Below are 19,467 nucleotides of genomic sequence, written 5' to 3' on the forward strand. Positions count from 1 at the left end.
CCGAACAATAGAGTGGCCGGGTGAGCGAGCTGTCACAGCAGCGCCTGGCCATGCTGTTCTCCGACATCGAGGGGTCCACGCTGGTCGCCAATCGTCTCGGCGACCAGTGGAAGGACGTCCTCCGGCTGCACCGCGAGACGTGCCGTCGCGCCTGGGCGGCCCACCAGGGCCACGAGGTCGACACGGCCGGCGACGGGTTCTTCGTCGTCTTCGGGTCGGTCGAGGACGCGGTCGCCGCCGCGCTCCAGGCGCAGCGCGAGCTCGCGGCCGTCGACTGGCCGGGCGGGCAGCCGATCCGGTCGCGGATGGGTCTCCACATCGGCATGGTTTCGTCGTACGACGGCAGCTACGTCGGCTACGACGTCCACCGCGCCGCGCGCATCATGGGCACGGCCAACGGAGGGCAGGTCGTCGCGTCGCAAGCGGTGATCGCCTCCTTCCCACGGAAGCCCGACGGCATCGAGTTCACCGACCTGGGCCGCCACCCGCTCAAGGACCTCGCCGAGGAGGAGCGGCTGTTCCAGATCCACGCCGAGGGGATGTTGTCGTCCTTCCCGCGGATCAAGTCGCTCGGCACGTCCGGCGCAGCGGCGGCGGTCATCGCGCGGACGCTCTACCGGCCCGCTGCCGTGTCCAACGCCGAGCTGATCATGGACGACGGCCGCAGCCTCACCGTCAACGAGCACGGGCTGCGCATCGGCCGGATGCCCGACAACGACCTCGTGCTGACCGACACGCTCGTCAGCCGCCACCACTGCGCGATCACCGGCACTCCTGCCGGGTTCGTGCTCACCGATCTGCAGTCGACGCACGGCACGACCGTCAACGGCGAGGAGGTCACCATGGCCCGGCCGCTCGTCGACGGTGACGAGGTCGTCGTCGGCGCGACCAGTTTCAGGTTCACCCAGCCGGGCTGAGCGGCGCCGGGTTGTGCTCCGGCTCGTTGGGAAGCTCGCGCACGGCCGCACCGAACACGCTGATCGTCTCGGCGAGTGCCCGTGCCTCGGCCTCGCCGAGCGAGAGCACCTCGAGCGGTGAGGTCGCCCGCACCGTCGCCGTACGCCTCGACTTCTCGAAGACCGCCTTCTCGCCGAAGTGGTCACCCGAGCCCAGGGTCGTCACGACCACCGGCCCCTCAGGTGTCTCGCGGATGATCTCGGCAGTGCCGCTCGTGATGACGTAGATCGCCTGCCCGACCTCGCCCTGCCGCACCACGGGCTGTCCGGTCTCGTAGTGCTCACGCCTGAGCCCGTAGGGCGTCGCGACGCCGACGCCGACGATGTCGCGGCCGAAGAAGGGCGCGCACAGCCAGTCGAAGGCGATGTCGGCCTTGCGCTCCCAGGTCGGCACGAACCACCAGAAGAAGAGCCGCCACACGATCCACGCCGGGGTGCCGTAGAACCGGAACCCCTTCAGGTGCGACACGGCCTTGCGACGGCCGAGCGAACAGGCATCACCCAAGCCGGGGAAGGTGAAGGGCTTGAGCGGCTTGCCCTCCATCTGCCGCACGATGTTGCGCCCGATCTGCTTGCCGGCGTACATCGCGTAGATCGCCACTGCCGGGCAGGTGCCCCCCTGCGGGTGGGGTACGGCGGCGCAGTCACCGGCAGCCCAGACGTCGTCGGTCCCGGGGACCTGCACGTTGGCGTCGGTGATCACCCGGCCGCGGTCGTCGCGCTCGTAGGGCATCAGGTCGAGCAGCGGCGAGAGCGCCGTCCCGGACGAGCTGATGATCGACCGCGTCGGCACGACGGTGCCATCGGACAGGATCGCCTCGTCGCGGGTCGCTGCGGAGATCCGGGTGCCGGTCATCACCTCGATCCCGGCCTTCGCGATCGTCTTCTCCGCGTAGCCGATGAGCTTGGGCTGCCGTTCGCCGAGCTCGGGCAGGATCCGGTCACCGGAGTGCACCAGGACGACCCGGATCTCGTCAGGGTCGAGGCCGGCGTACTCCTTGCGGGCCAGGCGCTGGAAGTAGTCCATCAGTTCGGTCGCGACCTCGACGCCACCGAAGCCGGCACCGACCACCACAAAAGTGAGCAGTCGTCGCCGCTCGACCGGGTCGGGCTCGGCCTCGGCCATCTCCAACATCGCGAGCAGGTGGCTGCGGACCTTGAAGTTGTCGGAGTAGGTCTTCAGCTGGAGGGCGTGCTGGGCGATCCCTGGATAGCGCGACAGGTCGTCGATCGACCCCAGGGCGATGACCAGGTGGTCGTAGTCGAGCACCTGCTCCTTGCCGTCGAGCAGCCGTGAGGTCGTGACCGTCTTCTTCTCAACGTCGACCGACTTGATCTCGGCGTTGTGGAACCGAGCCGGCGGGAAGAGCCGCCGCGACGGGCTGGTGATGTTGGTCGGGGACACCTTGCCGGTCAGCATCTCGGCGATGAAGCCGTGGAAGGTGTGGAAGTTGTCGCGGCTGACGATCGTCAGCTCGACATCGCCCTTGTTGATCGCCTTCTTGAGCGAGCGGGACAGGTAGATCGCTGTCCACCCGCCACCCAGGCACACGACCCGCAGGGGCTTCCTCCGAGCTGCCACCATCAGTCAGTCCTCCTCGTTGTCATCGTCGGCCTGGTGCCATCGGGCAATGGTCTCGACGGCCGACCGATAACCGACCTCGACGATCTCGTCGAGGTGGCGCATGTCCAAGGTGTCGTACTTCTCGACCGGAGGTGCGATGAAACGCACGTCGCTGCGCATCCGTTGCGTGTTGGCCGCGCGATCGCTCGCCAGCGTCGCGGTGCGCTCCAGGATCCGCACGATGCTCGGGAACGCCGTGCCGGCCCCCTGCCGGATGCGGTGACGTAGCACCTGGACGAGGCCCGGCTCCTGCTGCCAGTGCGAACCGACCGAGAAGGTGCGCGGCGGCGACACGTCGCTGGCGATCACGCGACCGGCCCCCGTGCGGCTCATCGGGTCGACCGGGAGGTTGTCGAGCACTCCCCCGTCGACCAGCAGCTCGCCGTGGTCGATCACCGGCGCCACGATGCCCGGGATCGACATGCTCGCCAGCACGTAACGGCTGAGCGGCCCGCTGGTGTGGATCACGCTCCGGTTGCGGGTGAGGTTGGTCGAGGTGCAGAAGAACTCACGGGCCTGGTCCTCGATGCGGCGGTCGCCGAAGCATTCCGCCATCGCGACGCGGCTGCGGCGCGAGCCGTGCAGTGCGACGAACGGCAGCGTGAACCCTTTCAGGGGGCGGATCTCGTGCCAGACCTCGCGGTTGCGCTCGACGATCTCGTCAGGCTCGAGCCCGATCGACCACAGGCCGCCGACCATCGCCCCCATGCTGCTGCCGCCGACCCGGTCGATGGCGATGCCCGCCTCGTCGAGTGCGCGCAGCACGCCGATGTGGGCAAAGCCGCGCGCGCCTCCCCCGCCGAGGACGAGGCCCGTGGCTCGACCCGTGAGGTGACGGGCCAGCCGCTGCCAGTCGCCGTCGTCGGCAACGGTCACATGGGTCTGGCGACCGAGCTCGCCGGCGTCGCGCCAGAGCTCGGTGACCCCCGTCGTCGCCCGCCCACGGTGGTGCAGGACGACGAGCTCGCGCGGGACCTCGGCCGTCGTCGCGGCGACGCGGGCGAGCAGGCCGCGGGCATGACGGTCCGGGCGCACTCCCCCGGGCGCGACCACGAGCACCCGGTCGGCCCGGCGCAGCACCCGCTCGGTCCACGACGACTCCAGGTCGGGGTCGGCGAGCAGCAGGATCAACGGGTCGGCGACCTCCGCCGAGTCGAAGAAGTCGGCCAGCGCGCGCTCATGCTCCGAACCGGCGGGCGACCGTGCGGCGCCTTCTCCGAGGGCAGCGTCGACCGTCTCGGGGTCGAGGGCGCGCAGCGGCGTGGCGGCGGCGAGCCGCGCGGCGACCTCACGCACGTCGGTGCCGGAGGCCGGCACCAGCGCGACGGTGGCCGGAGCACTCGTCCGACGCGGCGGACTGCCCGGCAGCAGCCAGCCGGCGACGACCCGGGTCAGCTCGAGGGCGCTGCTCGGGTCCTCCTCCATCAGCTTGACGAAGGAGGCTCGGGACAGCCGGCCCACCAACGTGTCCCGCACGGCGCGCACGGTCGCCGTACGACGTGAACCGGTGAGCAGGGCGACCTCTCCCACGGTCGAGCCCCGGCCGATCTCGCGCACGATGGTCTCGGTGCCGTCGGCTCCGACGATCGACACGTTGAGGCGGCCGCCGGCCACCACGAAGAGATCGTCTCCGGGGTCTCCGGTGCGCATCAGCACCTCGCCGCGGTCCAGGACCGTCCACTCCATCGACCGTGCGAGCTCCTCCAGGCGCGCCTCGGGCATGCCCGTGAAGACAGCGCAGCCGGCGAGCGCCCCGACCGCGTGGCGCGGCTCAGCCCGGATGGTCCGCATCGCCTGCCCCGGGCTGGACCAGTCGTGCGAGCCGCTTGATGTTGCGGAGGTTCTTGAAGGTGACGTTGTCGGTCGTGGAGTTGCCGCCGAACGTGCCGCAACCGAGCGTGAGCGACGGCGTGAGTCCCGTGGTCACGCCGAACACCCCGTGAGCGCCGGGCGAGTTGGCCAGGATCCGGCTGGTCGGCATCGCCGCGCCGAAACGCGCGACGCGGTCGGGGTCCTGCGAGTGGATGATCGAGGTGTGGCCGGTGCCCATGAACGCCAGCAGCCGCAGGGACAGCGCGATGGCCTCGTCGTCACCCTCGACGTCGAAGAGCGACAGGATCGGGGTCATCTTCTCGGCCGCCAGTGGGTCGTCCTCGCCGTCCCAGGAGGCCGGGACGACGATCACCTTGATGTCGTAGGGCCGCGCGATACCGGTGAATCCCGCGATCGTCGCCGCGGACTGACCGACGGTGACTCCTTGGAAACGGTTGGTCGCCGGATCGACGGCGGCCTTCATGAAGGTCTCGGCCTCCTCGGGACTGAGGACCGCGGCCCCGCTGGCCTCGAGCTGGGCGATGAACTCCTCCCGGACCGCACGATCGACGACGAGGTTGTGCTCGGCCCCGCAGATGACGCCGTTGTCGAACGACTTCGACATGACCACCGACGACGCCGCGGCCGGGAGGTCGGCGTCGGCGGCGATCCAGGTCGGCGCGTTGCCCGGTCCGACCCCGAGCGCCGGGGTGCCGGAGCTGTAGGCCGCCTGCACCATCGCGGACCCGCCCGTGGCCAGGATCAGTGACACGCCCGGGTGGCTCATGAACTGCTGGGTGAGCTTGCGGCTACCGCGCTTCTTGACCCACAGCACGATGTCGGCGGGGGCGCCCTCCGCCTCCAACACCCCGCGGATGAGCTCGCCGACCTGGTTGCCGACTCCGAGGACGGCATGGTGGAAGCTGAGGATCACGGCGTTGCGCGACTTGAGGCAGACCAAGGTTTTGAAGTAGGCGGTCGCCACCGGGTTGGTGACCGGGACGAGTCCGAAGACGACGCCGGCCGCGGCCGCGATCTCGGTGACCTGGGTCTTCTCGTCAGTGCTGATCGTGCCCGCACCGACCTGGCCGACCAACGAGTCGTAGACCCCTTGGGCAGCGACCATGTTCTTGAGCGTCTTGTCGTCGACGTTGCCGATGTGGGTCTCCTCGACCGTGGCCTGAGCCAGTGCCGGGGCGTGCTCGAGGAAGACCGCCGTGAGCTTGCCGAGGAGTGCGTCGACCCGGTCCTCGGGCCAGTCGGCGAAGGCTGTCTGGGCCGCCACCGCGCGATCCACCAGGTCGTCCACGACGGGGTCGGGCGCGGTGGCGAACATCAGGTCGGAGACCTGGTTGGTGAGGGTGCGCAGCTTCGCCGTCGCATCGCGGGCGAGCTCGAGCGTCAGGGCCAGGGCCGCACCGGGCTCGCGGACGGCGAGCTCGTCGATGCTCGCGGTCGTGATCGTGCGCGCGCGGACGTGGGTGTCGGCGACCGCGGTCGCCGAGCGGGGCAGCCGGTCGAGGAGCGCGACCTCGCCGAGGGTGGAGCCGGGACCCTCGTAGCGGAGCACCGACTCGGTGTCGACCTCCGGGAGCTCCAGCTCGATGCGGACGTCGCCCTCGTCGATGAAGTAGGCGGCGTCGCCCTCATCGCCCTCGGTGAAGATCGTCGTGCCGGGTGCGAACTCGACCTCGGTCAGGAGCTTGGCGACGGTCTCGCGGTGCTCGTCCGAGAGGGCATCGAAGAATCCGGGCAGGCTCATGGCTTCCGCCTCCTGGCGCGTGAGGGAACACTCCGACGACCGCCCAGGGGCGGGTCTTCGTCATGCTAGGCCCCCAGTTTGGCCCTCCACCACCGTCGATGGGGTGATTACGGGGTGCTCACCTGTCCGCTGTCAGGGTCGACCTGGAGCGAGGAGGTGTCCACGGCCTCGAAAGCGCTCGCTGGGATCTGCTTGAGGTCATCGATCAGCGCCTCGGGCCAGTTGCCGTTCTGCTCGCCCTGGAAGAACCACGGACTGCCGTTGTCGGCGAGCACCATCCCGTAGGTCTGCATCGCTGCGATGACCCGCTCGGCATAGGTGCCGAGACCGGATGGCGCGACGAAGTCTGCGCGAATCCGGAACCGAGCGCCCATCGGCGGGTAGGAGTGGCTCGCGTAGTCGCCGGCGTCGTGGCGGGCGGGCCACAGGTGCCACTGGCTGGTCTGGTCGGTCGTGAAGCGGATGGCGTGGTCGATCTTGTCGTCGCGCACCTCGCGCCACCGCAGCAGTCCCGGCAAGATGGCCAGACCGGCGGCGTCGGCGGAGGTCCAGACGTCCGGCCGTAGGGCGTTGGAGCGCAGGTTCCACACGGCTCCCGACCCGGCCCTCCAGTTTCCGTTGCGCAGTCGCGTCGCCCAGGTCTCGTAGAGCTTGCACCGGTCCTTGTCGACGATGATCGCGTGGCGGTCACCGTCGCTGCGGCGCCCGCCCTCGATCCGGGTGTCGTCGCCCAGCGGATAACCCACCCGGTCGCTCTCGTCGGCGTAGTCGAAACGCACGCCCACCTTGGGGTGGGTGCTCGAGACGACGGTCACCGGGATGCCGTAGTCGGGGCCGTCGCCGTACGACGGGCCGAAGTCGGGATGCAGGTCGCTGCCGCTGGTCGACATGTGGCGCAACCACGCGGCGCTGCGCTCGTGCACCGGCAGTGCGGAGATGTCGGCCCGCCACCAGTTGTCGGCAGGGAACACCGAGCACCCGGACACGGGCGCGCGGTCCGTCGGCGTGGCCGAGGACGAGGGATCGGGACCAGCCGCCGCGCACGCACCGAGACCGGCAACGAGGAGGAGCGCGACGGCGCGTCTCATCGCGGTCCGTCCGGGTGGATGCTGCGGGTCTCGGCGCGCAGGTAGCGACGGCGGCGCCAGTCGTCGAAGTAGAACCGCGGCAGCGACTTCGCGATCGAGAGGGTCACGTAGACCAGCGTGTTGACGGCGACGAACGCGGCGAGGACACGGAACCACTGCTGGTCCAGGGTGCTCTCCGGCAGCAACAGTCCCCAGGCGGTGATGACTTGGTCGACCATGTCAGCTCCTCAGCTCGAGCGACGGCTCGGCTCGATCAGCGTAGTGCCAGGCAGCGGCCCTGGCGCCGGTGATGTCGAGCACCCCCTTGAGCCAGATCAGGGCGAGCACGAACGCGTAGAAAAGCTCCGGGAAGATGACGATGGCGAGCAACCGCGCATGCCAACCTCCCCGCCACACGGTGATGGCGCGCTCGGCAGCGAAGAGCGAGCCGATGCCGAGCCAGAACGGGAACCAGATGACCGTGTCGACCGAGGCCGCCGTGACCGCCATCAGTGACAGGTAGCCGGTCAGCGCGATGACTCCGTAGCCGAGGCCGAGCTGTTGCAACCAGTAGCGCCACGTCTGTCCGTGCACGCCGTAGGCGCCGAGGTTCTCCAGCGCGCCACGCTGCCAGCGCAGCCGCTGCACCCACAAGGCACGCCACGTGGTCATGATCTCGGTGACGACCGTGCACTCGGCCGGTGAGATCACGAGCGCGCCCAGCGACTTCAGCGCCAGGGTGATCTCGTTGTCCTCGGTGAGCGCGACCGTGTCGAAGTACTGGCCCGGGACGCCCGGGAGCAACCGACCTCGCTCAGCCGCGACCGTGCACAGCGCGCGAGGTCGGAAGATCGATGCGGTGCCCGTCAGCACGAACACCAGCCCGCGGCGTCGACGCAGGTCGCGCGCATAGCGGGTGTACTCGTTGCGCTGGAACTGGCCGAGCAGACCGCCACCGGGGTCGCCGTAGAAGAGTCCCCCGATCGCCATGAGCGCACGGTCGGCGGTCATCAGCTGCACCGCCCGTTCGAGGAAGCCGGCGCCCAGCACGGTGTCGGCGTCCATGACCATCACCAGGTCGTTGTCGCGTTGGTGCGGCAGCAACCCCTTGAGTGCCTGGTTGAGTCCGCCCGCCTTCTTGTCGCGGTTGCCGATCGTCTCGTAGACGTCGACCCCCGCCGCCCGTGCGATCTCGACTGTGCCGTCCGTGCAATTGTCGGCGACGACGATGATCCGCTCGGGCGGTCGACTCTGTCCCAGCAGCGAGGTGATCGTCGCCGCCAGGCACGACTCCTCGTTGTGGGCCGGGATGAGGACGGTCAGGGTCACCGGCCCCGCGAACACACCGCGGGTCGCGTCCATGACGTGGTTGGGAGCCAGCGGCGTCCGGAAGTCGCCCCGACTGCGACGCGAACGGGTCGTCACCATCCGCTCGAGCGAGGAGACGGCCGAGGCGAAGAACACCGCCAGGCTCGCTGCGAGGAGGATCGTGAACCAGGACGGCCCGCTGGCGTCGTAGAAGACCTGGAACCCACCGCCGACGATCATGGTGCCCGGGTCGTCCAACACATCACGGGGTGACCGCGACACCGCCGCGACGAGCAGCAGCGCAGCCGTCGCGGCAGCCCCGAAGATCAGCAGCCCTGCGGCGCGCTGGTACCTGCCCATTTCGGCATCGTCCCCCAACCCGAGCGCAGATCCGAGGGGGTCCGACGCATTCTGACCGGCCGTCGAAGTTGACCCGGCCCGTTGGGACTAGGCGGCTCGGCGATCGGTCAGCGGTAGGCCCGTTCGACGCGGCGTGGACCGCTCGCGAGCGCGGTGTCGAAGATCCGGAACCGCTGGGCAGGGTCTTGCGGGTTCGCGCCCATCACGGCGACGTCTTCAGCGGTGGGAGTGAGCACCCGGACGGCCACGCCGGCCGAGCGCAGAGCCGCCACCTCCGCCCGGAGGTGCCGGTTGGCGAATCCGCGCAACAGCCCGCGCCCCTCCCCCGCCATCGGCGCGAGGACGACGACCTCGTCGAGATCGGCATTCAGAGCCAGGTCGGCGTTGGTCGTCGAGTGAGCGCCGCCGTCGATGAAGCGACGACCGTTGATCACGACCGGCGGGAACCCTCCCGGCACTGTGCACGACGCCCGCACCGCCTCCAGCGCCGGCGGCCGGTCCGGTCCGGGTGCACCGAAGACGACGCGACGTCCGTTGTCGTAGTCGAGTGCCGTCACCCGGAAGTCAGGGTGGTCGACCCAGTCCGTCGTTCCGGCCAGTGCCGCCAGCGGAGCCAGGAACGCATCGAGCGACCCGCCGCCCGCGGGCACCAGCCCCGACAGCGCAGCCAACGTCGAGATCCGGCCCAAGCGCGCCACGAGGGCGGGCGACGCCGGAACGGGGATCCGTCGACGTCGTACGGCGGCCGCGGGCCGGCTCTCCGCACGGGTCCGGAGCGGGTGCGTGTCCGGCAGCTCCTTGCGGTACCACCGGGTGAGCTCAGCGGTGCTGATCCCGCTGGCGAGCAGACCGCCCAGGTAGGACCCCTGGGACGTCCCGATGACGACGCCTGCGGTGCGCGGGTCCCAACCCGTTTGTGCCTCCAGCGCCGCGAGCGTGCCGCTCGACCACGCCAGCCCGGTGACCCCGCCCGCTCCGATGACGAGAGCCTTCCTCGTCATCGGAGCCCTCATGGCGTCAGGTTAGTCGTCGTTGAGGATCTGTCCGTAACCCCAGTTGGGGAACGGGAGGTCGCCGTTGACCGCGTCGGAGAGGACCACCTGGAAGTACTCGTTGGCCTCGACGTCGGTGTCGCCGAAGATCTTGACCTTCACCGTCTTGGACGTGACCCCAGCAGCGAAGCTGACCTTGGTCGGGTTCTTGGCCGCGAAGTCCTCCCCAGCGGTCGCGTTCATCGCCAGGCCCAGCGGCTGCCACCGCACCGAGCCCTTGGCGGCGCTGCTGCCCGTGCGGGTGATCGTGAAGATCATGTTGGTGGAACCCGAGTCACCTTCCACCATGTTCACGTTGTCGACCACGAATGCCGGCTTGACGCCCGCGTCGTCGTTCCAGATGGTCCCCGTGCCCGAGCCGTCCCAGATCTGCGCACCGACGGGCTCCGACAGGGTCACGTTCAGGGACTCGTCGTCCTCGACCAGCTTGTCGCCCTTCACCTTGACCTGGAACTCCTTGACCGTCTCGAACGGCTTGAACTTCACGACGGTCGACCGCTTCACGTAGTCGCCCGGCTGGATCGCTGTGCCGTCCGAGGTCGACACCCGCACCTGGACGGCGGCGTTCCTGGTGCCGAACCTGTGGACGCTGAAGATCAGCGTCTGGCGGCCGGAGTCGCCCTCGTAGGCCGCATAGTCGTTGATTTCGACATAGGGACCGGAGTCCATGACGACCGGCGGCATGACGACGGCAGGGCCTTCCCCGACGTCGTTGATGGCGCTCACGGAGATTCGGTAGCTCTGACCCTCCACGAGGTTCTCGATCGTGCGGTTGTTGCCCGCGCCGTTGGGCGTCACGAAGTCGAAGGCCCCGTTGAGGTCCTTCAGGTGGTAGCCGGTGATCGGCACACCGTCTTCGTCAGGGAAATCCCAAGCGACGTTCAGCGCATGGTCGTCGGGGGTGATCACGACGTTGGTCAACACGTCGGGGCCCTGGAGCGCGTGCACTCCGGTCGACGAGTTCGTGGTCGTCCCGTTGCCGAGCTGACCCCGATCGTTCTGCCCCCAACAGTCCACCGCGCCCGACTGGAACTGGACGCAGGTGTGGTCGTACCCGGTCGTGATCGTCGGGACCTCTGCGGTGTAGCCAGGCACTTGGAACGGGACGAGCGAGTCCGTCGTGGTGCCGTTGCCGAGCTGTCCGTACTGGTTGTCACCCCAGCAGCGCAGGTAGGCCGCGTCGGTCACGCACGTGTGGTTGCCATCGGCGCTGATCACCCGGTCAGCGACGCCGAGGCCGGAGATCAGGACCGGAATGTTCGAGGGAGTGGTCGAGTTGCGGCCGAGCCGACCGTCGCTGCCGGCGCCCCAGCAGTAGGTCCCAGCGCCCACGGCTGCCGAGGAGATCGCGCACGTGTGAGCGGCACCGTTGGTGACCGCCTCCACATCGGTGAGGCTGCTGACCTGCAGCGGCGTCGTCCGGTCCGATCCGGTGGTGCCGATCCCGACCTGGCCGTGGCTGTTGGAGCCCCAGCAGAAGAGGTCCTTGGCGGTGTTGGTCGCACAAACGGTCCCGGCCCCGACGCTGACGCTCGCCGGCGTGCCCGAGATGTTCACCAGCGTGGGCTCGTCGCGCTCGATCAGGTCGCCCTGGCCGAGCTGGCCGCTCTCGTTGTTGCCCCAGCAGTAGAGCTGGGTCGCGGTCGTCCCGCACGTGGTGGTGTAGCTCGCCGAGATGCCGGTGAAGAAGTGGTTACCCGCGATAGCGACGGGGTGCGAGACCGACCCCGTCGATCCCGTGCCCAGTTGGCCGGCGCCGCCGCCGCCCCAGCAGCGACCGAGGCCGCTCTCGAAGATCGCGCAGGTGTAGTTGCCGCCCGCGGTGAGGTCCACGACTCCCTCGATGGGTTCCCCTGCAAGCTTCACCTGCACGGGCTCGGCGGAGTCGATCGTGGTGCCGTTGCCCAGCTGCCCGGCGCCGTTCCAGCCCCAGCAGTAGACGTGCGCGTCCGGACCCGCAACGGCACACGTGTGCCCGTCGCCGGCGGCGATCTTGCCGGCGTTGGTCCGGTAGTCCGGATCGATGTTGGCTGTGCCCTCGTTGGAATCACCGTTCGCTGGTGACGGCACGACCGCTAACGAGGCGAGCGCGATGAACATCGCGAAGAGCGCACCGAAAAGGATGCGGACGGGAGCTGAGCGGTTCACTTCGAACCCCATTTCGAAGAGACAGGTGGGCTGCGGCCCGGTCCGCCTGCGGCCACACTGCACCTCCGCCCGGAATGCGAGCAATAGGGAAAACCCTCGATCTCTGCCCTGGCCAGCCCTCGAGGGCAATCATGGAGTTGTGGGACGACGATCGCGCGCGCTGGGCGCAGGAGCTGCGGCACATCTACTGGCGCTCAGCCTGGCGACCGCGACCTGCGCCGTGCCGACGGACCCTGACGCGGATCCGGGCGCCCGGGTCTCCTCACAGGGCGCTCCGGAGGCGTCGTACGCCGCCGCGCACCCACGGGTCTACCTCAACGCCGCCAACACCACCCGGCTGCGCGGCCTCCTCGCCGACCGTGCCCCAGCGGCCGTGCGCTTCCGCAAGCTCGTCAACAGCGCGCTGGGCCTGAGCGGCAGCGGGGACATCTACGACTACCACGCGTGGTACTCCGCGCTGCTCGGTGCGCTGACCGGCGATGCGAAGTACTGCACCGACGCGGTCGCCCGCGTACAGCGGCAGGTCCGTGCCGAACGGCGGCTCATCGCTGATGGCGACGTGCCGCTCATCGCCGGCGACAGCTATCTCGAGGTGGGACCCCGGATCGCCGACATCGCGCTCACCTACGACTGGTGCTTCGGCGCCATCACCCGGAAGCAGCGCACCCGGTGGATCGGGTTCGCCAACCAGGCCGTCTGGAACGTCTGGCATCCCGAGCAGGCGAAATGGGGCGGCCGCGTGGTGCCGTGGAGCGGTTGGTCGATCGACAACCCGTCGAACAACTACTTCTACTCGTTCCTCGAGGCGACCGAGCTCCTCGGACTCGCGACCAAGGGCGAGAACGACGACGCCCGCCGCTGGATCTCGAAGTTCCGCAAGGCGAAGATCCAGGACCTGCTCGTCCCGACGTTCGCCGAGCAGCTCCACGGTGGCGGCTCGCGCGAGGGCACCGGCTACGGCACCGCGATGCGCACGCTGTGGTGGCTCTACGACGTCTGGGAGGCGAGCACCGGCGAGTCGATCGACGACCTGACCTCGCACGCCCGCCTCTCGATGGCCTACCTGATGCACGCGACGGTGCCGACGCTCGACCGGATCGCACCGATCGGCGACCACGCGCGCGACAGCACGGCGAGCCTCTTCGACTACCACCGTGAATACGGCCTCGCGCTCGCCGAGCTCTACCCCGACGACCCGCTGACCGCTCCCCTCCGCACCTGGTTGTCGAGCAACTCGGTGCCCAAGATGACCCAGCAGTTCGAGTACGTCTACGACTTCCTCTTCGGCGGCGGTCCGACGACCAAGGCGCCGCTGTCGTCGCTGAACTCCACCTACTTCGCCGATGGCGTGGGGCACCTGTTCGCCCGGTCCGGGTGGACGACGGGCGCCACCTGGCTCGAATACGCGATGGGGCCGCACACCGAGTCGCACGCGCACCAGGACCAGCTGTCCTTCCTGGTGTACGACGACGAGTGGCTCGCCTACGACCCCAACATCGACTCGCACAGTGGCCTGCGCCAGGAGACGTCCGCCCACAACCTCGTCGACATCGTCCAGAGCGGCGACCCACTGACCCAGTGGGACGGCACCGCCGAGGTGCTCCGACTCGCGGACGACGACTCCTTCACCTACGCGGCCGCCGACGCCACGTCGCTCTACACCCACCCGAGCACGGGCGACGAGCCCGTCACGAAGCTGCAGCGCGAGGTCGTCTACCTCAAGCCCGGTGTGGTGGTCGTCTACGACCGCGTCGAGGCCGACGCCGGGACGTCCTACCAGTGGCTCCTCAACTCACCGTTCCGCCCGACGGTCAGCGGCGGCAACACCGCGACGTGGGACGGCGGCCGCCTCGTCGACCGACGCGTCGTACCGGCGACCGCGACGTCGAAGGTCTCCGACCTCACCAACGTCGACAGCGACTACCTCGGTGGGTTCCGCCTGGCCTGGTCCGTCCCCGGTGGCGATCAGGTTGAGTTCCTCAACGTGATCAGCGTCGACGGCGCCGCGACATCGATCGCGGCCGACCCTCAGGGCACCAAGGACGGCGTCACGATCTCCCTCGCGTCCGGTGGCACCGCGACCGTGCGCTTCGAGCGCGACTCCGTCGGCGGGACGCTCCGCCTGACGGGCGCCGCCGGGTCGTTCGACGGCGCACTCCCCTCCGGCGTCCAGACGTTGCCGCTCTTCGCCCCGTGACCCGCACGGGGCGAAGAGCGGCACCTCACCGTCCGATTACGGGTAGTAGACGAAGGTGTGTCCGGTTTCGCCCACCGCTGAGTCCAACTTCGGGCAGCTGACGAGCCCGTAGTCGTTGCCGCCCGCGTTGACCGTGGCCGTGTGGGCCAGATCGACCGAGAGTCCGCACTGGGAGTCGTTGTCGAGGTCGTTGGTGTAGTTCTGGGTCAGCGTGACGTCGTTGTTCCAGAACGTCCCGGACAGGCGGTAGTGGAGGGCACGACCACCGGCCGAGTCGGACGGGTTGGGCCCGAGCGGGTCGCCCACCAAGACCCGATCCTCGTCGATGGCCACGTCCCAACCGAGATCCACGGAGACGGCGGGCACGAACAACGACGCCTCCGGCCAGGGGCCGCTGCTGGCCTTCGTGAAGACGAAGGCGCCGCCCTTCACGGAGCGGTCGGGGGCGCCGACCACCACGCGGTTGCCGCTGATGTCGACCGCGTAGCCGAACTTGTCGCCGGCCACCGATCCCGTCGCTGTGAGCACGGTCTTCAACGGCCACGTGGTGCCCGAACGCACCCAGACGTAGGCGGCACCGCCACCGGCAGTGCCCGGAGCGCCGACGACCAGGTTGGTCCCTTCCAGCGCGACGTCGCGTCCGTAGTCGTCGGTGGGCACGGCCCCGCCCGGCGCGAAGCTCACCTGCTGGTTCCAGGCGACACCACTGCGGAGGTAGACCACGGCCATTCCTTGGGCCAACACGTGCCCGGGAGCGCCCACGGCGATGTAGTTGCCGTCGACCGCGACCGAGCGTCCGAAGTCCTGTTCACCAGCTGACGGCGCGAGGCGGGCCTGGCTCGTCCACTCCGACGCCGTGCCGTCGCGGAAGAAGACGTACGCCGCTCCGCTCCCCTCGTCCGGTGCACCGACGACCGCGTAGTCACCCTTGATCGCCACCGAGGAGCCGAAGGCAGCACCCGGCGACGGCACGTCGGCGACGAACCGCTCCTGGAGGTGCCACATGAGCTCGCCGTTGCTCCGGAACAGGTAGGCGGCGCCCGCGCCACCGTTCGAGCCCGGTGCCCCGACGAGGGCGAGGGTCCCGGTGTCGTCGTAGGCGACCGAGTAGCCGAACTGCTCGCCCACCTGGGGGGACGGGATCTGGATGCGGTCGGTCCGGCTCCAGACGCCACTCGCCTGGGTCAGACCGCCGATCGCCCCGATGTTCGACTCGCCGAAGATGCCCGGCGTGAACGGCGAGCCGTACAGCGCGTACTTCCCGGAGAGGGCCAGGGCGCTGACCGGGACGGCGACGTCATCGGGTGCGACCGAGACATCTGTGCCCCGCGTCCACGTGCCGATCGACGCCTTCGTGAACGGCACGACCGTGTCGCCGTCCTCGCCGACGAGCGCGTTGGTGCCGTCCACGTCGACGGCGGTGGCGAAGTCGACGCCTGGGGTCGATGTGATGGTCGCCTTCTCGGGCCAGGCAGAACCCGACCGCTGGTAGGAGTGGACCCTGCCGTTGCGGGTGCCGTCGGTCCAGTCAGGCTGCGTCACCGCGGCCCACCGCGCGTCGATGGCGACGTCGTCGCCGAAGTGGCTGCCCGCCTGGGGACCTCCGTCTTGGGCGAGGATCGCAGTCTCGAACAGGATGTCGCCGCTGCGCTTGTAGATGAACGCAGCACCGGCGCCGCTGCTGTCATCAGGCGCACCGATCACCGCGTAGGAACCATCGATGTCGAGGCTCGCGCCGAAGCGCGCGCCGGCAGACACGTCGCCCGGAGCGACCTGGGACTTCCAGTCCCACACCTTGCCGCCGCGAACGAACAGGTCGACCGCGCCATTGCCCAGGTTCGGCGATCCGATCACGCCTACCGAGCTGGTGAGGCTCACCGACGATCCGAAGCGCGCGCCAGGGGTGGGGACGTCCGGGTGGAGGTTCCAGTCGAGGCGGTCCCACGTCGCGCCGCCCAGCAGCTTCCAGGCTTCGACGCGACCGGCGTCGACGCCATTCGAGTTGGAGCCGGGGACGCCGATGAAGGCGTAGTTGCCGGAGATCGCCACCGACTCGCCGAAACGGTCGCCCGGCCCGGAGGAGAAGAGATTGAAGTTACGGCGCATCTTCCAGTCGTTGCCGACGCGCTGGAAGGCGAGCGCTTCACCGCTGTTGCCTCCGCCGGAGATCGTGGCGTCGGGCAGGCCGACGATCGCCCACTTGCCGCTGATGGCGACCGAGTAGCCGAACTGGAAGTGCCCGTTCCCCGTCGTCCCGCTGTTCTGCAGCACCTTGTGGCGATCGTCTTGGACGATGTTGGCGATCGCCTTCTTCAGCGCCGCAGGCACCTTCTGGGAGGAGTTCGGCTTGACCTTCTCCTTCGCCGACGGCGCAGGCTTCGCCGCTGCCGGCGATGCGCCAGGCGATATCGACATCGAGACGATCGCGAGGATCAGCGCGGTGAAGATGACGAGAAGGACACGGACTGGAGCGGACCGATTCACTTCGAACCCCATTTCGAAGGGACAACTGGGCTACGGCCCGATCCGCGTTGGCCCCAACATGGTCCGCCAGCGACGCTGGGTCAAGAGGGAAATCCCTCGGTCTGCCACCAAGATCGAAAACGGCGAGAGGCCGCCCCGTCGATCACGGAGACGGCCTCTGACCTGCAGATTTTTCGGTCGGGCTGACAGGATTTGAACCTGCGACCCCTTGTTCTAGCGCATCGGCTCAGCCGTCTGGCGAGTTCATGCGCATCCTTGCTCTGACCTGCACGCACGTCGCATTCCGCCCAGATGGTCATTGAGCTGGTGAGACGGCGTATGCCGGAATCAGACCGAATATTTGGGGAATATCTGCGGCACGGCGGTGGCGACCACCGGTGGGTCAGCGGATCACGTGCTCCTCCGGGTTGCGGTTCCCGCTGGCGTCGCGTGCAGCGCCGGCCGGGATCGACACGTGCGCCCCCGCCGGGATGCGGAACCGGCCGTTGGCGCCCTTGACCCGGACGGTTCGGCCGTCGACCAGGAAGGTGATCCTGCCCGTCGGCGCCATCGCCGGCCGGTAGGTCCAGTCGACGTTGACCTGTGACGGCGGGTAGATCAGCTGTACGGCGTTGCCGGAGGTGACCACGGGCAACAGCACGGCGCCTCTGCCCACCTGGAACGGAGCGGACGCGAGTGTGTATCGCTTGGCCGTGATCAGGAAGCGATGGGCACCGGGCTTTTCGTCCAGCGGTACTTCCCAACGGGCCTGGTACTGCCCGGCGGCGTCGACGCCCCACAGCATCTGCAGGCCCAGGTCGTCGGAGATCGTGACCCAGCCCCGGGGAGTCTGCCGCTGCACCCGGACGAAGGCGCGGCCGACCGGACGGTCGATGCCGTTGGCCCCGCCGGTCCAGGAGAACGACGGGTGGCCGAGCCGGGTCGCGTCGGTGGGCTGCCCGGTGACGACGCCTTGGCCCGCGCCGGCACCGTAGTCGGCGGCGGAGACGTGGGTCCCGTTGTTGGGGTCGAAGGGATGTGGTGCCGGGGCGGCCTGTCCCCGGACCAGCCGGCCGGCGAGGTCGACGATCGCGTCGCGCACCAGCAGCGAGGCGTACTGACCGTAGACGGTGGACCCGCCCTCGTAGTGCTGGGCTTCGTACTCCTGGGGAGTGGTCCAGTAGTCGAGGTACTCGCCGGCGTACCCGGTGAAGACGACCTGCTTGATCCCACTGGCAGCTGTGGTCGCCAGAACGCTGTTGCGCACCAGTTTGCCGACGCCGACGGTCGCCTCCCCCGGCCAGGTGACGAGCATGCGGTCGCCGAGGCGCAGCGCGGTGAGCGGGACGTCCTGCGGCATCTCGCCCTTCTCGGGGAGCAGGGCGATCTTTCGGCCCTGCGCGCCCAGGCCGAGCGGAAGTCGGCTGACTCCCTCGTGGGCCAGGCCGAGCTGGTTGAAGATGGTGCGGCCTTCCTCGGATCCCGCGGCCTGCGCAAGGCCTAGGATCGGGGTGGTGTCGGTCGGATGTCCGTCCACCGACTGCCCACACATGCAGAGCCGGGTCCAGCGCAGGTCCATGACCGGGTGACGCATCATGTGGTGACCCGCCTGGCGCCAGGCGCGCAGCATCGCGGCGGCCTCCCGCCGCCCGACGAGCTCGGCGTCCGCTGGGCCCGAGTAGGTCAGGCCCGACGACATGTCACCAGCGTCGCTGTTGGCGAACGCAGTGACGACCTTGGCGGTCGGCTTCAGATGTGATGTGCGCCGGATCGAGTCTGCGAGCACGCGCTCGGCGGCACCCTGGTGGTCGGCGGTGTAGTAGGGGAAGTTCTCCTTCACCACGGTGCCGTGGTTGGCGAACGTGGTGAAGACGGCGATCGGGCGGCGCTTCCCCTTGACGACGCGGTCGACCCGGAGGACGTCGACCGCGGGGTCGATCGTCCCGGCGTATCCCTGTGGGTCCTGGTCCACGCTGCCGGTGCCGGGCGGCTCGTCGATGCCGTACGCGGCGAGGTGCGCCTCGAGGCTGCGGTTCTCGGTGAGGCCGGACAGGGTGGTGCGTCCCCAGCCGATAGCCCCGGGTGCGAGCGAGCTGTCCGCCTGCCGGATCGCCTTGGCGAGCTGCCGGGTCATGAAGCTGTACATCGCCGGGTCGGCGGCCGTCTCGGTCAGGTTGAACTCGGTGAGGTTCGTGATCTCCGGGAGCACCGAGTTGTAGGCGCCGAAGTTCATGAAGCCCGTCTGCGAACCGTGCGTGTGCGTTGCGGAGTCGATGATGTTCTGCTCGGAGAAGCCGCGCCCCGGCAACAGGGCGGCCGCGTCCCGGATCATGCCCGCGCTGAGGAAGGCGAGGTCCTCGGCGACCAGGGCGACCTTGCGGCCTCCCTGCTGCAGGACGATCACCCTGGCGTAGAGCCGCGTGTGCTGACCCAGCGCCTTCGCACAGGAACACGCCCAGCCACCCTTGAACCCCCCGGTCACCGGTGTGATGTCCGCCTGCCCTGCACCGACCAGGAGAGTTTGCCCCGCGCGCTTCAAGACGGTGCCCGGTTCGCGCGGATCGGCATGGCTGGGCAAGCCGACCGTCACGGTGAGGGTGAGAGCGGCGACAAGGCCGAGGATTGTGGATCTGTAACGCGAGCCCATTGGGTTCAGCCTTCCGCGACATTCAGGTTCTCGGGGTTGCATGGTGGCCTGTCTGGTGAGTCAGTGGTGTG

12 protein-coding genes are annotated in these 19,467 nt (G+C 69.2%); 2 read left to right on the forward strand and 10 right to left on the reverse strand.

What is annotated here, in order from left to right; all coding sequences use genetic code 11:
* The first annotated feature begins 20 nt into the window (after window positions 1–20).
* Window positions 21–917, forward strand: a complete 897-nt coding sequence (locus F0U44_RS20150; RefSeq protein WP_149730170.1) for an adenylate/guanylate cyclase domain-containing protein — start codon at window positions 21–23, stop codon at window positions 915–917.
* On the opposite strand, the gene F0U44_RS20155 is transcribed toward F0U44_RS20150, so the two are convergent.
* From F0U44_RS20155 to F0U44_RS20190, 8 genes are all read right to left on the reverse strand, one after another.
* Window positions 901–2,541 (reverse strand): FAD-dependent oxidoreductase, encoded by a 1,641-nt coding sequence (locus F0U44_RS20155; RefSeq protein WP_149730171.1) that lies wholly within the window; start codon window positions 2,539–2,541, stop codon window positions 901–903. The genes F0U44_RS20150 and F0U44_RS20155 overlap by 17 nt on opposite strands.
* A gap of 3 nt (window positions 2,542–2,544) precedes the next feature.
* Window positions 2,545–4,371 carry a patatin-like phospholipase family protein gene (locus tag F0U44_RS23790; protein ID WP_149730172.1) on the reverse strand — a complete coding sequence of 609 codons (1,827 nt, stop codon included), beginning with the start codon at window positions 4,369–4,371 and terminating at the stop codon, window positions 2,545–2,547.
* A complete protein-coding gene (locus F0U44_RS20165; protein ID WP_149730173.1) occupies window positions 4,352–6,154 on the reverse strand; it encodes an aldehyde dehydrogenase family protein in 1,803 nt (600 codons plus the stop codon). The genes F0U44_RS23790 and F0U44_RS20165 overlap by 20 nt, the downstream gene beginning before the upstream one ends.
* A gap of 107 nt (window positions 6,155–6,261) precedes the next feature.
* A complete protein-coding gene (locus F0U44_RS20170) occupies window positions 6,262–7,242 on the reverse strand; it encodes a hypothetical protein (RefSeq protein WP_149730174.1) in 981 nt (326 codons plus the stop codon).
* On the reverse strand, window positions 7,239–7,460 hold the full coding sequence (locus F0U44_RS20175) for a hypothetical protein (protein WP_223163767.1): 222 nt from the start codon (window positions 7,458–7,460) through the stop codon (window positions 7,239–7,241). The genes F0U44_RS20170 and F0U44_RS20175 overlap by 4 nt, the downstream gene beginning before the upstream one ends.
* A 1-nt stretch (window position 7,461) precedes the next feature.
* A complete protein-coding gene (locus tag F0U44_RS20180; protein WP_149730175.1) occupies window positions 7,462–8,889 on the reverse strand; it encodes a glycosyltransferase family 2 protein in 1,428 nt (475 codons plus the stop codon).
* A 107-nt stretch (window positions 8,890–8,996) separates the two neighbouring features.
* Window positions 8,997–9,902 (reverse strand): patatin-like phospholipase family protein, encoded by a 906-nt coding sequence (locus F0U44_RS20185; protein ID WP_149730176.1) that lies wholly within the window; start codon window positions 9,900–9,902, stop codon window positions 8,997–8,999.
* A gap of 9 nt (window positions 9,903–9,911) precedes the next feature.
* Window positions 9,912–12,089, reverse strand: coding sequence for a Calx-beta domain-containing protein (locus F0U44_RS20190; RefSeq protein WP_188113581.1), 2,178 nt, complete (start codon window positions 12,087–12,089; stop codon window positions 9,912–9,914).
* A gap of 139 nt (window positions 12,090–12,228) precedes the next feature.
* Between F0U44_RS20190 and F0U44_RS20195 the strand changes: the two genes are divergently transcribed.
* Window positions 12,229–14,286 (forward strand): heparinase II/III family protein, encoded by a 2,058-nt coding sequence (locus F0U44_RS20195; RefSeq protein WP_188113582.1) that lies wholly within the window; start codon window positions 12,229–12,231, stop codon window positions 14,284–14,286.
* Between the two features lie 36 nt (window positions 14,287–14,322).
* On the opposite strand, the gene F0U44_RS20200 is transcribed toward F0U44_RS20195, so the two are convergent.
* Both F0U44_RS20200 and F0U44_RS20205 read right to left on the reverse strand, forming a co-directional pair.
* Window positions 14,323–16,770 carry a hypothetical protein gene (locus F0U44_RS20200; RefSeq protein WP_188113583.1) on the reverse strand — a complete coding sequence of 816 codons (2,448 nt, stop codon included), beginning with the start codon at window positions 16,768–16,770 and terminating at the stop codon, window positions 14,323–14,325.
* A 382-nt stretch (window positions 16,771–17,152) separates the two neighbouring features.
* The gene (locus F0U44_RS20205; RefSeq protein ID WP_188113584.1) at window positions 17,153–19,339 is read right to left on the reverse strand and encodes a neutral/alkaline non-lysosomal ceramidase N-terminal domain-containing protein; all 2,187 of its coding nucleotides are present in this window, start codon (window positions 19,337–19,339) and stop codon (window positions 17,153–17,155) included.
* Window positions 19,340–19,467 lie beyond the last annotated feature (128 nt).

The organism is Nocardioides humilatus (assembly GCF_008373755.1).
GTDB classification, from domain to species: Bacteria; Actinomycetota; Actinomycetes; order Propionibacteriales; family Nocardioidaceae; genus Nocardioides; species Nocardioides humilatus.

Coding starts and splice junctions, on each gene's coding strand:
- F0U44_RS20185 (WP_149730176.1), bottom strand. CDS start 9,902: ATGAGGGCTCCGATGACGAGGAAGGCTCTCGTCATCGGAGCGGGCGGG.
- F0U44_RS20165 (WP_149730173.1), bottom strand. CDS start 6,154: ATGAGCCTGCCCGGATTCTTCGATGCCCTCTCGGACGAGCACCGCGAG.
- F0U44_RS20170 (WP_149730174.1), bottom strand. CDS start 7,242: ATGAGACGCGCCGTCGCGCTCCTCCTCGTTGCCGGTCTCGGTGCGTGC.
- F0U44_RS20155 (WP_149730171.1), bottom strand. CDS start 2,541: ATGGTGGCAGCTCGGAGGAAGCCCCTGCGGGTCGTGTGCCTGGGTGGC.
- F0U44_RS20180 (WP_149730175.1), bottom strand. CDS start 8,889: ATGGGCAGGTACCAGCGCGCCGCAGGGCTGCTGATCTTCGGGGCTGCC.
- F0U44_RS23790 (WP_149730172.1), bottom strand. CDS start 4,371: ATGCGGACCATCCGGGCTGAGCCGCGCCACGCGGTCGGGGCGCTCGCC.
- F0U44_RS20175 (WP_223163767.1), bottom strand. CDS start 7,460: ATGGTCGACCAAGTCATCACCGCCTGGGGACTGTTGCTGCCGGAGAGC.